The sequence below is a fragment of the Pseudomonas sp. B21-015 genome, assembly GCF_024749285.1.
GTDB lineage: Bacteria > Pseudomonadota > Gammaproteobacteria > Pseudomonadales > Pseudomonadaceae > Aquipseudomonas.
The window spans coordinates 6,219,040-6,233,688 of record NZ_CP087196.1; the positions used below are offsets into that span (position 1 = coordinate 6,219,040).

Below are 14,649 nucleotides of genomic sequence, written 5' to 3' on the forward strand. Positions count from 1 at the left end.
AGGCGTGCCGGCCTTTATGGATTCCACCGGTTGACCAACCCGAACACAGTCCGCCTCCATCGCTTGGTCACGATGGTGGTGGCTTCATCTGATGCATTTGAGAATACATAAAATGAATAAATGGAATCCGTCCACAAACAATCGCTACCTCCCGCTCCAAACCAATCTCACCGATTCGCCGCCCCTGATCATCGACACAGAGACCAACCCCCAAGACATCCTCGAAGCCGCCCTCCAACGCATCCGGGCCTCCAGTGATCTCCTCAAAACCCTGCACTGCACTTGCTTCAAAGACGGTGATGTCGAAGACATTCCCCACATCACCCACGCACTCTTCTTGCTAACCCAGGATGGCTGCGACCTGCTACAAGTCGCCCAACAACGCATGATGGGCTGGAAAGCGCCGGCCTGACGCTGAGTGAAGATCGTTCCCACGCTCCGCGTGAGAACGATCAAACATACCCCTTACGGACGACGCACCATGAACCTCGCTCCCAACTTCCCCGACGATCACACCATGCACCTGCTCATGCAGTTGCTGCACGAAGAACTCGGCCTGCCCGAACGCAAAACCATCAGTCTCACCACCTCGATCAACTTCGACCTGGGCTGCAACGGTGCTGATGCGCTGCATTTGATGGAAGCGTTGGAAGAACAGTTCGGGATCGATTTCGTGGACTACGATGCCTATCGCTACTTTCAGCCGGATGGTTTTGATGTGCATTTCAAGCGCAGGGCAAAGGGGCGCGGTGACAAAGTCCCCCTGACCATCGGCATGCTCTATCAAGCCATCAAGACCCAACGCTGGGATACACAGGAACTGGAAAGCCAATAAAGCAGATGCCGCGTCTGAAACAGCACGCACAACTGCAATTATTCTGGCTCTATCACCTCAGAAGTGAAGGCATATTAGCTTCATGGCTAGAAAAACAGCGCCACTGCTCCCGCGTATTGCACGACTGCTTACCGACCTCGGCGAACGCCTAAAACTGGCTCGTTTACGTCGAAGGCCGACAGCGAAACAAGTGGCAGAGCGAGCCGGTATGTCTGTCATGACATTGCGTTCTCTGGAGTCTGGTGGTGCGGGGGTGACAATGGGTGCTTATCTGTCGGTGATGCACGCATTGGGTCTGGAGCAAGACTTGAACAAGATAGGCGAATCCGATGAAACGGGACGTCGACTACAAGATGCTCAGTTAAGTCGAGCCCCAGGCCCAAAGGCTAAAAAACCAGGGCGCGAACCAAGCATAACCGCCACCAAAGCAAGCAAACCATCCGGCGCTCAGACAGGTAGCGTTATTCGTAAGTGGTCTCTCAGCGAGAGTGATCTTCGCGACTTCCCGCTGAATACCCACTCGCTGTCCGCTTTACTGACAAGAAAAAACAAGCCAGCCCCCAACACATAACGAGTGAGGCATATTCTGGCGCGCATGGCTCAAAGGCTGGAAAAACCTGCAGTCTAGAAGCTCCAAAGCATCAAAAATACCAACCTATTTGCCAAGTCGTTTGAGCCACACTTGAACATTGCACCCCCGCCGGTCGAACTACTTGGCGAGCTTGCGTCTTGAAGGCTTCGACACCACGCGTGCCGATGCCGAAAAGCCGCTCCCGACACGGGAATCGGTACTCAAAAAATATCGTCAGAATCCACGTTAATGGTGGATAAATACGGGGTCGGCCAAGACCCCTATTGTTACGCCGATAGCGACGTTCTGCATAACCTGCTCAACATCCAGGAAGCAGCTACAAAAAGCAGAGCGAGAACTCTCAGAAATTGCCGTCAGCAAACTTCGTCTCCTTCCCCCTCCGTACGACCTCTGCCTCCTGAAGCATATTCATAAGTCCCTGTTTTGTGACGTCTACGAATGGGCCGGATTGCTAAGAACAGTGAATATCCAGAAGGGCGACACGCTTTTTTGTACGGCAGAACGAATCATCCCGGAAGCCGAAAAGATCTTTCGTGCCATGGAATGCGCTGCCTGGTTCGTAGGCAGCAGTAAAGCTGAGCTAGTTGTTAACGTTGCTGAGACATACGGCGACCTAAACGTTATCCACCCCTTTCGTGAAGGAAACGGTCGAGCTCAACGCATTTTGTTTGAACAAATCATCATCAACGCAGGATTTGCAGTCGATTGGTGGCTTGTAAAAGACGCCGCGTGGATCCCGGCTAACATCGACGCCGTAACGTGCGACTACCGTGGGCTGGAAGCTATTTTCGAGCGTTGCATTGGTGACCCGTTGGACACGTCGATACCGTGTACCTCAAGCACCGGGCCAAGGGACGTGGCGACAAAGTCCCGCTAACCATTGGCATGCTCTATAAAGCAATCAAGAAGCAACGGTGGGACACGCGGGAAGTGGAAGAGACCTAGTGGTTCAAGACAGCAGAAGTGGAATTATTCTGGCTGTTTAGCGTGTTTACTGCGGGAATATTGCCAGTTCTGCTTCAAGGGAAATGAATCAGCGCCCACAAAAAAGCCGCCCCAAAGGGCGGCTTTCTCATTACATCAAACCAGCTCTTACAACTTCGGCCCAGCAGCCTTGATCGCGTCGCTCACATCAAACTTCTTGAAGTTCTCAACAAACAACCCAGCCAGCGCCTTGGCAGCCTCATCATAAGCAGCCTTGTCAGCCCAGGTGTTACGTGGGTTCAACAGGCCAGTCTCAACGCCCGGCACAGCCAATGGCACGTCAAGGTTGATGGTGTCCAAGTGCTCAGTCTCAGCACCGATCAACGCGCCGCTCTGGATCGCTGCGATCACGCCGCGGGTGGTCGGGATGTTGAAGCGTTTGCCGACGCCGTAGCCGCCGCCGGTCCAGCCGGTGTTGACCAGGTAGACCTTGGAGCCGAAGCCGCGGATGCGCTTGATCAGCAGTTCGGCGTATTCGCCAGCCGGACGCGGGAAGAACGGTGCGCCGAAGCAGGTGGAGAAGGTCGACTTGATGCCGCTGCCGGAACCCATTTCGGTTGAGCCCACCAGTGCGGTGTAGCCGGACAGGAAGTGGTAAGCGGCTTGTTCTTCATTGAGGATCGACACTGGCGGCAGCACGCCGGTCAGGTCGCAGGTCAGGAAGATCACTGCGTTCGGCTCGCCACCGAGGTTCTTCTCGGAACGCTTGGCAACGTGCTCAAGTGGGTAAGCAGCGCGGCTGTTCTGGGTCAGGCTGACATCGGTGTAGTCGGCGTGCTTGGCGTCGTCGATAACGACGTTTTCCAAGACTGCGCCGTGCTTGATGGCTTTCCAGATGACTGGCTCGTTCTTCTCGGACAGGTCGATGCACTTGGCATAGCAACCGCCTTCGATGTTGAACACCACGCCCTCGCCCCAGCCGTGTTCGTCGTCACCGATCAGGTAACGGCTTTCGTCGGCGGACAGGGTGGTCTTGCCGGTGCCGGACAGACCGAAGAACAGGGTCACGTCGCCCTCTTCGCCTATGTTGGCGGCGCAGTGCATTGGCAACACATCGGCGGCCGGCAGCAGGAAGTTCTGCACCGAGAACATGGCTTTCTTCATTTCGCCGGCGTAACGCATGCCCGCCAGCAGCACTTTCTTCTGGGCGAAGTTGATGATCACGCAGCCGTCGGAGTTGGTGCCGTCACGCTCTGGCACGCACTCGAAGTTGGCGACGTTGAGGACTTGCCACTCTTCACGACCGGCCGGGTTGTACTGGGCCGGATTGATGAACAGGCAACGACCGAACAGGTTCTGCCAAGCAGTCTGGGTGGTCATTTTCACGGCCAGGTAATGCTCTTCAGCCGAACCTACGTGCACGTGGGAAACGAAATGCTCTTGCGCGTTGTTGAACGCCTCGACGCGAGCCCACAGGGCATCGAACTTGTCGGCCGGGAACTTGCGGTTGATCGGGCCCCAGGCAATGGCGTCCTGGGTGGTCGGCTCTTCAACGATGAAACGATCGACTGGCGAACGGCCGGTACGGTGACCGGTGCGAACAACCAGCGCGCCGGTATCGGCAAGCTCGCCTTCACCGCGATTCAGGGCTTGTTTAACCAGATCATCAACACTTAGATCGGTGTACACGGCGTTATTGGCTTGCGTCATGAGGTTCCCCGTCGGCCAGTGGCCGAGTGCTCCAAACGTTTTGTAGTAGAAAGTCGTGCACTACTACCGCGAAAAAAGTGGGCCGGATTATGCCAGAAAAGCCCAAAAAGTGTAGGGCCCTCCCGTCAGAACGGCGTTATTCCGGCGTTAAGCAGTGAATTTACCTGCGCTGAAGCGTTTTAGTGCCGGGTATATGACGGCGTATCAACCCCTGCACCGGCGAATAATTGGGTGATATCGGCCGCATCGAACAGGTAGCGCTCATTGCAAAACTGGCAATCGATCTCGATGCTGCCGCCATGTTCAACCACCAGTTTCTGAGCATCTTCCAGACCCAGACTGACCAGCGCATTGCCCGAGCGTTCCCGAGAGCAGCTGCAACGGAAGCGTAGTTTCTGCACATCGAACAGGCGCACTTGCTCTTCATGGTAGAGGCGATGGAGCACGGTTTCGTTGTCCAGGCTCAGCAATTCATCGGCGGTCAGGGTGCCACCCAGCGCGGTGATGTGCTGCCAGCTGGCAGCACGCTCTTCTTCGTCTTTCAGACGATCGGCAGGCAATTGCTGCAGCAACAGACCACGGGCACGACGGCCGTCGGCGTACAGCCAGAAACGCGTACCAACCTGCTGCGACATGACGAAATAGTTGGTGAAGCATTCCGACAGGGTCGCACCGTCGAGGTCGACGATACCCTGGTAACGCTGACCCTGGGTCGGGTCGACGGTCAGCGCCAACACGCCATTGGGCATCAGGTCGGCGAGGGTCGCATCCGGCGCGATCTGCTCGGCGTGATAACGGGCCAGGCCGCGAATTTCGCGCTCGCTGGAGCACTCGATCATCAGCAACGGCACCGGACCTTCGGAACGGGCCTGAAGAATCAGCAAGCCATCGAACTTCAAGGTGCCAACCAGCAACGCTGCCGCGGCCATCAGCTCGCCCAGCAGTTGCGCGACCGGCTCCGGATAGGCGTGTTTGGCGAGGACTTCGGCATAGCTACGCTCCAACGCCACCAGTTCGCCGCGGGTGTCGCTGTCATCGAAGATGAAGCGTTGGGTGTAGTCGGTATCCGGTAGATCGGTCATAGGTCTGGGTATCTGAATTGGTGACAAAAAAAAGGTTACAAAAATGGAAGTCGCGCAATGGCAGCGCTTTTGAGTGCGCCAAGTTCAGCCATGGAGGCATTTTATGGACAATCCGGGGTTGTTCCAAGCAAGGCCAAACCTCGGTTTTCGACGAGCGGTATTTTCAACTGCTCAATGCGTCGCTGGCGAATACCCCCATATGGCTGCACAGGTGGGCGATTGCAAGTCTGCACCCGACGGCCGTCACTACTCGTCGTTGCTGCTGCCACGAAACTTGAACAGATCCCGGCGCTGCTTCTTGCTCGGCTTGCCGTCGGTGCTCACGCCCAACGCCCCGGCCTTGCGCATGGCCGCAGCCGCTTCGCGCTTGGCAACGCTGGCTTCGGTTTCGGCATACAGGGCCTGAGCCTGCGGCGCGCCACGGCGCACGATCGACAGCGCCTGGACCACCACCGTGCGCTCTTCGAAGCCCGTGCGGATCTGAAACTCGTCGCCGACCCTCGGCTCCTTGCCCGGCTTGCAGCGCTCGCCCCGGCAATGCACCTTGCCACTTTCAATCGCGGCCTTGGCCAAGGCACGTGTTTTATAAAAACGCGCGGCCCACAACCATTTATCGAGACGGACCTTGTCGTCCTCTTCGCTTTTTTGTGCCATGGAATGACCTCATTCTGAAATATCGATGAACTGTACTACCGTTTCTGTCGTGCCATGAATCACCACGCTGTGGATTAGAATGCAGGCATTCCCCCCCGTTTGAGGGATGAAAATCCGGGCAGTAGATATCTGTCGCCTTTTACCCATTATTCTGCGTGAATACCGCGAATTCGGCCGCACGCGGCCTGAGCGGTTTTTGCCGGTTGAGCACTTTTGAAGACATTTGACCATTTGACCGTTGTCGGTCTGCGCGAGTGGGTGGCGCTCCCGGATTTGGGAGTCGCGGGCCTTCGGGCAAAAATCGACACCGGCGCCAGCACCTCCAGCCTGCATGCCACCGACATCGAGCCGTTCGAGCGCGACGGCGAACAGTGGGTGCGCTTCACCGCGCACCTGGGCACGGTGGTGCAATTGCGGCACCGGCGCTGCGAAGCACCGCTGGTGACGATGAAAACCATTAAAAGCTCCAACGGCCACGCGCAGATGCGCTACGTGGTCAGCACCACCCTGGCCCTCGGTGATCGGGTCTGGCGGGTCGAGTTCACCCTCGCCTGCCGCAAGTCCATGCGTTATCGCCTGTTACTCGGCTCCAAAGCCCTGATCGACGGCCAGTTAGTGGTCAATCCGGGCATCAAATATGTACAAGACAAGCCGGTGTTCCCGGTATCTACCCTCTCCACAGGTGTTGCATGAAGATCGCTGTGCTGTCGCGGAACCCGCGTCTGTATTCCACCCGTCGTCTGGTCGAAGCCGGTATGGAGCGTGGCCATGAAATGGTGGTGATCGATACCCTGCGCGCCTACATGAACATTGCCAGTCACAAGCCGCAAATCCACTACCGCGGCAAACCGCTGGAAGGTTTCGATGCGGTGATCCCGCGGATCGGTGCATCGGTAACGTTTTATGGCTGCGCGGTGCTGCGCCAGTTCGAAATGATGGGGGTGTTTCCGCTCAACGAATCGGTGGCCATCGCCCGTTCGCGAGACAAACTGCGTTCGCTGCAATTGCTGTCGCGCCGAGGGATCGGTTTACCGGTCACCGGTTTTGCCCACTCCCCGGACGACATTCCCGACTTGATCGAGATGGTCAACGGCGCGCCGCTGGTGATCAAGGTGCTGGAAGGCACCCAGGGCATCGGCGTGGTGCTGTGTGAAACGGCGACGGCGGCAGAGTCAGTGATCGAGGCGTTCATGGGCCTGAAGCAGAACATCATGGTTCAGGAATACATCAAGGAAGCCGGCGGCGCGGACATTCGTTGTTTCGTGGTTGGCGACAAGGTGATTGCGGCGATGAAGCGCCAGGCCAAGCCGGGGGAGTTTCGCTCCAACCTGCATCGCGGTGGCAGTGCGAGCCTGATCAAGATCACCCCGGAGGAACGCATGACCGCATTGCGCGCGGCGAAGGTCATGGGTTTAGCTGTGGCGGGGGTGGATATCCTGCGCTCCAATCACGGGCCGCTGGTGATGGAAGTGAACTCGTCGCCGGGGCTGGAAGGGATTGAAACCACCACCGGGAAGAACGTGGCGGGGATCATCATTGAGCATCTGGAGAAGAATGGCGGGCCGAATATGACGCGGACCAAAGGGAAAGGTTGAAGCTTACTCGGTCCCTGTGGCGAGGGAGCTTGCTCCCGCTGGAGGCCGAAGGACTCCCGATTCCGGCAACCGTATTCTTTTATTGAAATACGGTTGCCGGGTTTTGCGGCTGCTGCGCAACCGAGCGGGAGCAAGCTCCCTCGCCACAGAGGTTGTGTACGGCGCTCAGACAGCATCCCGCGGCAACATCAACCCAAGCGGCAACCGCACCCGCGCTTCCAGCCCGCCACCGGACCGGTTGCGCAACTCGACATTGCCGCCATGCATCGAAGCGATCCGCTTCACGATCGCCAACCCCAACCCGGTCCCCTTCCCACCCCGGGCACGATCACCACGGGTGAACGGGTTGAAGATCGCCTCCAGTTCCGACGGATCGATCCCCGCCCCACGGTCCATGACACTCAGCACCACATACGGTGCGCTGGTATCCCCGGACACATAAGCCGCCACTTCCACTCCACTGCCGGCGTGATGCAAGGCATTCCCGATCAGGTTGTTCAGCAGCCGCTTCATCGACACCCGACGCAGCGGGAACGGCTGGATCGGCTCCAGGCGCAAGTGCACTTTCTCTTCGTTCTGGTTGTACGGCGCGGCGACTTCGCGAACCAGATCGCTCAGGTCCACTTCTTCCACCGACTCGTCACGTCCATCACGAATGAACGCCAGGAACTGGTCGAGAATCGCGTCCATGTCTTCGATGTCGCGGATCATGTCATCCGTCAGGTCGCTGTGGTCGCCCATCAGCTCCAGGGACAGCCGCAAACGGGTCAGAGGCGTGCGCAGGTCGTGGGACACCCCGGCCAGCATCAGCTCGCGCTCGCGACCAGCCTGTTCGACGTCTTCGGCCATCTGGTTGAAGGCGCGATAGACCTCGGTCATCTCGCTCGGTGTATCACTGATCGGCAGGCGCACGCTGCGGCCCTGACCGAGTTGCCTCGCGGCATAGACCAGACGTTTCAGTGGTTGATTGAGCTGGCTGACGAAAATCCACGCCGAGGCGGTCGACAGCAGACCAATGGCGAGGAACCAGCCGAGCACGTTCCAGATTTTCTGGCCGCGCAACGGATGCGGGTACAGCGGCACTTTCAGCCAGCCATCGCCCAGGCTGGGCGCCCGGACCCACAGCGCCGGCGGGGAATGCATGCGTAATCGGACTTCGGTGTCGGCACCCAGCTCCGCCTGCATCTGCCGCTGATAGATCTCGCTGTACGGCCAGTGTTGTTCGCCTTCCGGCACACCGGCGCCGACGACCCGAATCAGGGTCGCAGCATCGGCAATCCTGGCGCGGTTTTCTTCATCGGCAGCCCAATAGGCACGCAGTGTCAGGGCGACGCCGTGGCTGTATTGGCGGTCCACCAGCACGTCTTCGTTCATCAACAGATAAACCAGGGTCAGCGCCTTGGAGAACAGGACGACGATCAGCACCAGCCACAGGGTGCGGGAGAAGAAGCTCTGGGGGAACCAAACAGGGGTTTTCATGGATAACCGCTACACACTTGCAGGAGCGAGCGATGCTCGCATATTGCGGATCGCGAGTCTGCGGGCAAGGTCCTCTGACCCGCTGCCCACAAGACCCGCTCCTACAAATCGCCGATCACTTGGTGGCGGCGCCATCCGGAACGAACACGTAGCCCACGCCCCAGACAGTCTGGATGTAGCGCGGTTTGGACGGATCGGGCTCGATCATCCGGCGCAGACGGGAGATCTGCACGTCGATGGAACGCTCCAGGGCATCCCACTCGCGGCCACGGGCCAGGTTCATCAGTTTGTCGCGGGTCAGCGGCTGACGGGCATTCATGACCAGGGCCTTGAGCACCGCGAACTCACCGGTGGTGAGCATGTGCACTTCGTCACCGCGCTTGAGTTCGCGGGTGGCCAGGGACAGCACGTAATCACCGAAGGTCACGTTTTCGTCTTCGCTGCCCGGCGCGCCCGGCACCGGTGCCGCCTGGCGCCGCAGCACCGCTTTGACCCGGGCCATCAGCTCGTCCGGGTTGAACGGCTTGGCCAGGTAATCGTCGGCGCCCAGTTCCAGGCCCTTGATGCGGCTCAGCTCGTCGCCCTTGGCGGTGAGCATGATGATCGGAATCTGATTGTTCGCCGTGCGCAGGCGGCGGCAGGCGGTCAGGCCGTCTTCGCCGGGCAGCATCAGGTCGAGGACGACCAGGTTGAACACTTCACGCGCCAGCAGGCGGTCCATCTGTTCGGTGTTCGGTACGGCGCGGGCACGGTAGCCCTTGCTGACGAAAAAACGTTCCAGCAGGCTGCTCAGCCCCGGATCGTCGTCAACGATAAGAATTTTTTCGCCTTCAGCAGTTTGTGCAGTGCTGCTCATTGGATGCTCCTTTGATCTCGGTGCGCATTATGGCCTAGCTGCCGTTATACGCACCGTGTGCATTGTTAGCAGATTTTTCCTTCACCGCCAGAAAGCCGGGCATTGTGCCTACAGCCAGTGATGCCCCCGAATGTCAGAACGCTGGTTATAATGCGCGGCCTTTTGTGTCAGGCAACGTCTGATCGTTACTGCTGGTAGCCGCTCTTTTTTCATGGCGCTGGCAGTAATTGTTCGATTTCACGGGTCAACGGGAAGCCTGTTGATCCAGGTAGCGGCGCACGCCAGGCCGCTCAACCAGACTCGCCGAGCCTTTATTTTTGCGCCTGCGAGCCTGCTTTCACAATTTGTCAGGTGGTTTTATGGACAGCATCAACAGCCGCATCGCCGAGGAACTCGGCGTACGCCCACAACAGGTCGAAGCGGCCGTCGCGCTACTCGATGAAGGCTCCACGGTGCCCTTCATCGCCCGCTACCGGAAAGAAGTGACCGGCAGCCTCGATGACACGCAATTGCGTCATCTGGAAGAGCGTCTGCGCTACCTGCGAGAACTCGATGAACGGCGTATCAGCATCCTTGCCAGCATCGAAGAGCAAGGCAAGCTGACCCCGCAACTTGAGCGCGACATCAAACTCGCCGACACCAAGACCCGCCTCGAAGACTTGTACCTGCCGTACAAGCAGAAGCGCCGCACCAAGGGCCAGATCGCCCTGGAAGCCGGCCTCGGCGAGCTGGCCGACGGTTTGTTCAACGATCCGACCCTGAGCCCGGAAACCGAAGCCGCGCGCTTCATCGACGCCGAAAAGGGCGTGGCCGATGTGAAAGCCGCCCTGGAAGGCGCCAAGTACATCCTCATGGAGCGCTTCGCCGAAGACGCTGGCCTGCTGGACAAGTTGCGCAACTACCTCAAGCAGGAAGCCACCCTCAGTGCCCGCGTGATCGCCGGCAAGGAAGAGGAAGGCGCCAAATTCCGCGACTACTTCGAGCACGACGAACCGCTGAAAAGCATGCCATCGCACCGCGCGCTGGCGATTTTCCGTGGCCGCAACGAAGGCATTCTGAGCTCCGCGCTGAAAGTCGGCGACGAGCTGCCGGGCACCATGCACCCGTGCGAAGGCATGATCGGTCAGCAATTCGGCATCCAGAACCAGAACCGCGCCGCCGACAAATGGCTGGGCGAAGTGGTGCGCTGGACCTGGAAGGTCAAGCTCTACACGCACCTGGAAACCGACCTGCTGGGTGAGTTGCGCGATGGCGCGGAAACCGAAGCGATCAACGTGTTCGCCCACAACCTGCACGACTTGCTGCTGGCCGCGCCGGCCGGCCCCCGCGCAACGCTGGGCCTCGACCCGGGCCTGCGCACCGGTTGCAAGGTCGCCGTGGTCGACTCCACCGGCAAGCTGCTGGACCACGCCACGGTTTACCCCCACGTGCCGCACAACAAGTGGGACCAGACCCTCGCCGTGCTCGCCGCCCTGTGCGCCAAGCATTCGGTAGACCTGATCGCCATCGGCAACGGCACCGCCAGCCGCGAAACCGACAAGCTCGCCGCTGAGCTGATCAAAAAATACCCAGCCATGAAGATGACCAAAGTCATGGTCTCCGAGGCCGGTGCATCGGTGTACTCGGCGTCGGAACTGGCCTCCAAGGAATTCCCGGACCTGGACGTGTCGATCCGTGGCGCGGTGTCGATTGCCCGTCGCTTGCAGGATCCGCTGGCTGAACTGGTGAAGATCGATCCGAAATCCATCGGCGTCGGCCAATACCAGCACGACGTGTCGCAGCTGAAACTGGCGCGCGGCCTGGACGCAGTAGTCGAAGACTGCGTGAACGCCGTGGGTGTGGACGTCAACACCGCCTCCGTGGCGTTGCTGGCACGTATCTCCGGCCTCAACGCGACCCTGGCGCAGAACATCGTCAGCCACCGCGACGAGCACGGTGCGTTCAAAACCCGTGCGGCGTTGAAGAAAGTCGCCCGTCTGGGTGAAAAAACCTTCGAACAGGCCGCCGGTTTCCTGCGCGTGATGAACGGCGACAACCCGCTGGATTCATCCGCGGTTCACCCGGAAGCCTATCCGCTGGTGCAACGCATCGCCGCCGAAACCGACCGCGACATTCGCTCGCTGATCGGCGACGCCACGTTCCTCAAGCGCCTGGACCCGAAGAAGTACACCGACGAAACCTTCGGCCTGCCGACGGTCACCGACATTCTGCAAGAGCTGGAAAAACCCGGCCGCGACCCGCGTCCCGAGTTCAAGACCGCCGAGTTCCAGGAGGGCGTCGAAGACCTCAAGGACTTGCAACCGGGCATGATCCTCGAAGGCGTCGTCACCAACGTGACCAACTTCGGCGCGTTCGTCGACATCGGCGTGCATCAGGACGGTTTGGTGCATATCTCCGCGCTTTCGGAGAAGTTCATCAAGGATCCGCGCGAAGCGGTGAAGGCCGGTGACGTGGTCAAGGTGAAGGTCATGGAAGTCGACATCCCGCGCAAACGCGTTGGCTTGTCGATGCGCATGAGCGATACCCCGGGCGAGAAGATCGATGGCGCTCGCGGTGCACGTCCGGGTTCGGCACCGCGCCAATCCCAGAACAGCGCACCGCGCAAGGAAACCACCGCAGCGGCCCCTTCCAACAACGCCATGGCGTCGCTGTTCGCCAACGCCAAGCAGTTGAAGAAACGCTGATGGACATCCCGGCCGGCTTGACCGAAAGCGCGTTTTTCAAGCTGCTGGGCTGTCGCTTGCACAGCCTGGAAACCGGGGTGGCGCAAGTCGCCCTGGCGCTGGCACCGGAGCTGCGCAATCGCGGCGGCAAGCTGCACGGCGGGGCCTTGTTCAGTCTGGTGGACATTGCCATGGGGCTGGCCTGTTCCAGCACCCATGGCTTTGACCAGCAGAGCGCGACCATCGAGTGCAAGATCAACTACATCCGCGCCGTCGCTGACGGTGAAGTGATGTGCACGGCACGGGTAATCCACCCGGGCCGCCGCACGCTGGTGGTCGAAGCCGATGTGATGCAAGGCGACAAACTGGTCGCAAAAGCACAAGGCACGTTCGCAGTCCTGTAGCTCCCTGCCATCGATTTAGGTTAATTTCGGCGCTGTGACTGCAGCGCTGGAGTTTTCTGTGGGAGCGAGCCTGCTCGCGAAGGCGGTGTGCCAGGCGACTTTAATGTTGACCGACACTCCCTCTTCGCGAGCAGGCTCGCTCCCACAGGGATTGTGGCGTTCCAAAACCAGGCGAAAACGCCAGTTTCAACTTCACCCTTGTAGACCGTCTTGCCCACCCCCATATTGGGGCGAACGACGCGTGAAGGAATCCAACTTGAGCGAACTTCTCAACCGCCGCCTGGCTCTGCTCGGCGAGCGCGCTAACCTCTCTCTGCTCGAACAGTGCCTTCACGGCATCGAACGTGAATGCCTGCGCGTGACCGGCGATGGTCGCCTGGCGCAAACGCCGCACCCTGAAGAACTGGGTTCCGCGCTGACCAACGAAAAAATCACCACCGACTATTCCGAGTCGCTGCTGGAGTTCATCACGCCCGCCCTGCCCGACCCGGCGGACACCCTGGCGAGCCTCGACAGCATTCACCGTTTTGCCTACAGCAAGCTTGGCAACGAGTACCTGTGGAGTCCATCGATGCCGTGCCCGTTGCCGGCCGAGGAAGACATCCCGATCGCCTATTACGGCACCTCCAACATCGGTCAGCTCAAGTACGTCTATCGCAAGGGCCTGGCCCTGCGTTACGGCAAGACCATGCAGTGCATCGCCGGGATTCACTACAACTTTTCCCTGCCGGAAAAGCTCTGGCCACTGCTCAAAGAGGCTGAAGGCTTTGACGGCACCGATCGCGATTACCAATCGTCGGCCTACATCGCGCTGATCCGCAACTTCCGCCGCTACAGCTGGCTGCTGATGTACCTGTTCGGCGCCTCGCCTGCGCTGGACGCCGGTTTCCTGCGCGGTCGTTCGCACCAGTTGGAACAACTGGACCCGGACACCTTGTACCTGCCGTACGCCACCAGCCTGCGCATGAGCGATCTGGGTTACCAGAGCAACGCCCAGGCCGGTTTGACGCCGTGCTACAACGACCTGTCAAGCTACACCGACAGCCTGCGCAAAGCGGTGGCCACGCCTTACCCGCCGTACGTCGAGGTCGGTACACACCAGGACGGCGAGTGGGTTCAGCTCAACACCAACATCCTGCAGATCGAAAACGAGTATTACTCCAACATCCGCCCGAAACGCGTGACCTACACCGGCGAACGGCCGATTCAGGCGCTGGTGGCCCGTGGCATCCAGTACGTCGAAGTACGTTGCCTGGACATCAACCCGTTCCTGCCGATGGGCATCGACCTCACCGAATCGCGGTTCCTCGACGCGTTCCTGCTGTACTGCGCGCTGAACGACAGCCCGCTGTTGACCAGTACCAGTTGCGGCAACGCGACCTCGAACTTCCTCAGCGTGGTCAAGGAAGGTCGTCGTCCGGGCCTGCAATTGCAACGCGACGGGCACCCGGTAGACCTGAAGGAATGGGCCGGCGAACTGCTGGAAAAGATTGCGCCATTGGCGGCGTTGCTGGATCAGAGCCATGGCGGCGATGCCCACAGCAAGGCGCTGGACGCACAACGGGCCAAGGTCAAGGACTCGTCCCTGACGCCTTCGGCTCAGGTGCTGGCGGCGATGGCCGAGCACAAGGAAAGCTTTGCTCAGTTCTCCCTGCGTCAGAGCCAAGCGCATGCTGAGTTCTTCCGCAGCGAACCGCTTTCAAGCGAAGACCAGGCTAAATTTGAAGAACTGGCGCGCTCGTCGCTGGCTCAACAAGTGACGCTTGAACAGAACGAAGTCGGCGATTTCGATGTGTTTGTCGGGTCGTATCAGGCGAGCATTCTGGCGATCAGTAATTAGACGCAAACCTCTGTG

13 protein-coding genes and 3 pseudogenes are annotated in these 14,649 nt (G+C 59.5%); 11 read left to right on the plus strand and 5 right to left on the minus strand.

Annotated elements, in window-relative coordinates:
• Window positions 1-112 precede the first annotated feature (112 nt).
• The 5 genes and pseudogenes from LOY38_RS28345 (at window position 113) to LOY38_RS28365 (ending at window position 2,304) form a co-directional block, all read left to right on the plus strand.
• On the plus strand, window positions 113-412 hold the full coding sequence (locus tag LOY38_RS28345; RefSeq protein WP_258698045.1) for a hypothetical protein: 300 nt from the start codon (window positions 113-115) through the stop codon (window positions 410-412).
• A 69-nt stretch (window positions 413-481) separates the two neighbouring features.
• On the plus strand, window positions 482-835 hold the full coding sequence (locus LOY38_RS28350; RefSeq protein WP_258698046.1) for a DUF1493 family protein: 354 nt from the start codon (window positions 482-484) through the stop codon (window positions 833-835).
• Window positions 836-917: 82 nt separating this feature from the next.
• Entirely contained in the window at window positions 918-1,406 is a 489-nt protein-coding gene (locus LOY38_RS28355; RefSeq protein WP_258698047.1) for a helix-turn-helix domain-containing protein, read from the plus strand.
• Between the two features lie 127 nt (window positions 1,407-1,533).
• Window positions 1,534-1,656: pseudogene (locus LOY38_RS28360) on the plus strand (YhfG family protein); the annotation flags it as partial.
• A pseudogene (locus LOY38_RS28365) lies at window positions 1,656-2,304 on the plus strand (Fic/DOC family protein). The pseudogenes LOY38_RS28360 and LOY38_RS28365, both read left to right, overlap by 1 nt.
• A 215-nt stretch (window positions 2,305-2,519) precedes the next feature.
• Here LOY38_RS28365 and LOY38_RS28370 read toward each other — a convergent pair.
• Window positions 2,520-4,061, minus strand: a complete 1,542-nt coding sequence (locus tag LOY38_RS28370; RefSeq protein ID WP_258698048.1) for a phosphoenolpyruvate carboxykinase — start codon at window positions 4,059-4,061, stop codon at window positions 2,520-2,522.
• 179 nt (window positions 4,062-4,240) lie between these two features.
• Window positions 4,241-5,143: an Hsp33 family molecular chaperone HslO gene (gene hslO, locus LOY38_RS28375; RefSeq protein WP_258698049.1), complete on the minus strand. Its 903-nt coding sequence runs from the start codon at window positions 5,141-5,143 to the stop codon at window positions 4,241-4,243.
• A gap of 103 nt (window positions 5,144-5,246) precedes the next feature.
• On the opposite strand from hslO, the pseudogene LOY38_RS28380 reads away from it, so the two are divergent.
• Window positions 5,247-5,379 (plus strand): annotated as a pseudogene (locus LOY38_RS28380) (phosphoesterase); the annotation flags it as partial.
• 10 nt (window positions 5,380-5,389) lie between these two features.
• Here LOY38_RS28380 and LOY38_RS28385 read toward each other — a convergent pair.
• Window positions 5,390-5,797, minus strand: a complete 408-nt coding sequence (locus LOY38_RS28385; protein WP_258698050.1) for an RNA-binding S4 domain-containing protein — start codon at window positions 5,795-5,797, stop codon at window positions 5,390-5,392.
• Window positions 5,798-6,028: 231 nt separating this feature from the next.
• Here LOY38_RS28385 and LOY38_RS28390 point away from each other — a divergent pair, with 231 nt between their 5' ends.
• Window positions 6,029-6,490 carry an ATP-dependent zinc protease gene (locus LOY38_RS28390; protein ID WP_172901254.1) on the plus strand — a complete coding sequence of 154 codons (462 nt, stop codon included), beginning with the start codon at window positions 6,029-6,031 and terminating at the stop codon, window positions 6,488-6,490.
• Window positions 6,487-7,392 (plus strand): 30S ribosomal protein S6--L-glutamate ligase, encoded by a 906-nt coding sequence (rimK, locus tag LOY38_RS28395; RefSeq protein ID WP_008005189.1) that lies wholly within the window; start codon window positions 6,487-6,489, stop codon window positions 7,390-7,392. The genes LOY38_RS28390 and rimK overlap by 4 nt, the downstream gene beginning before the upstream one ends.
• Before the next feature lie 165 nt (window positions 7,393-7,557).
• Here the strand turns inward: rimK and LOY38_RS28400 are convergent, their stop codons facing one another.
• Both LOY38_RS28400 and ompR read right to left on the minus strand, forming a co-directional pair.
• Window positions 7,558-8,871, minus strand: a complete 1,314-nt coding sequence (locus tag LOY38_RS28400; RefSeq protein WP_258698051.1) for an ATP-binding protein — start codon at window positions 8,869-8,871, stop codon at window positions 7,558-7,560.
• 115 nt (window positions 8,872-8,986) lie between these two features.
• A complete protein-coding gene (gene ompR / locus LOY38_RS28405; protein ID WP_258698052.1) occupies window positions 8,987-9,727 on the minus strand; it encodes a two-component system response regulator OmpR in 741 nt (246 codons plus the stop codon).
• Between the two features lie 359 nt (window positions 9,728-10,086).
• Here ompR and LOY38_RS28410 point away from each other — a divergent pair, with 359 nt between their 5' ends.
• From LOY38_RS28410 to gshA, 3 genes are all read left to right on the plus strand, one after another.
• Window positions 10,087-12,411: a Tex family protein gene (locus LOY38_RS28410; RefSeq protein WP_258698053.1), complete on the plus strand. Its 2,325-nt coding sequence runs from the start codon at window positions 10,087-10,089 to the stop codon at window positions 12,409-12,411.
• Complete coding sequence (locus LOY38_RS28415; protein ID WP_258698054.1) at window positions 12,411-12,794, plus strand: PaaI family thioesterase; 384 nt, start codon at window positions 12,411-12,413, stop codon at window positions 12,792-12,794. The genes LOY38_RS28410 and LOY38_RS28415 overlap by 1 nt, the downstream gene beginning before the upstream one ends.
• Window positions 12,795-13,050: 256 nt before the next feature.
• On the plus strand, window positions 13,051-14,634 hold the full coding sequence (gene gshA, locus LOY38_RS28420; RefSeq protein ID WP_258698055.1) for a glutamate--cysteine ligase: 1,584 nt from the start codon (window positions 13,051-13,053) through the stop codon (window positions 14,632-14,634).
• Window positions 14,635-14,649 lie beyond the last annotated feature (15 nt).

Coding starts and splice junctions, on each gene's coding strand:
- LOY38_RS28345 (WP_258698045.1), top strand. CDS start 113: ATGAATAAATGGAATCCGTCCACAAACAATCGCTACCTCCCGCTCCAA.
- LOY38_RS28350 (WP_258698046.1), top strand. CDS start 482: ATGAACCTCGCTCCCAACTTCCCCGACGATCACACCATGCACCTGCTC.
- LOY38_RS28355 (WP_258698047.1), top strand. CDS start 918: ATGGCTAGAAAAACAGCGCCACTGCTCCCGCGTATTGCACGACTGCTT.
- LOY38_RS28370 (WP_258698048.1), bottom strand. CDS start 4,061: ATGACGCAAGCCAATAACGCCGTGTACACCGATCTAAGTGTTGATGAT.
- hslO (WP_258698049.1), bottom strand. CDS start 5,143: ATGACCGATCTACCGGATACCGACTACACCCAACGCTTCATCTTCGAT.
- LOY38_RS28385 (WP_258698050.1), bottom strand. CDS start 5,797: ATGGCACAAAAAAGCGAAGAGGACGACAAGGTCCGTCTCGATAAATGG.
- rimK (WP_008005189.1), top strand. CDS start 6,487: ATGAAGATCGCTGTGCTGTCGCGGAACCCGCGTCTGTATTCCACCCGT.
- LOY38_RS28400 (WP_258698051.1), bottom strand. CDS start 8,871: ATGAAAACCCCTGTTTGGTTCCCCCAGAGCTTCTTCTCCCGCACCCTG.
- ompR (WP_258698052.1), bottom strand. CDS start 9,727: ATGAGCAGCACTGCACAAACTGCTGAAGGCGAAAAAATTCTTATCGTT.
- LOY38_RS28410 (WP_258698053.1), top strand. CDS start 10,087: ATGGACAGCATCAACAGCCGCATCGCCGAGGAACTCGGCGTACGCCCA.
- LOY38_RS28415 (WP_258698054.1), top strand. CDS start 12,411: ATGGACATCCCGGCCGGCTTGACCGAAAGCGCGTTTTTCAAGCTGCTG.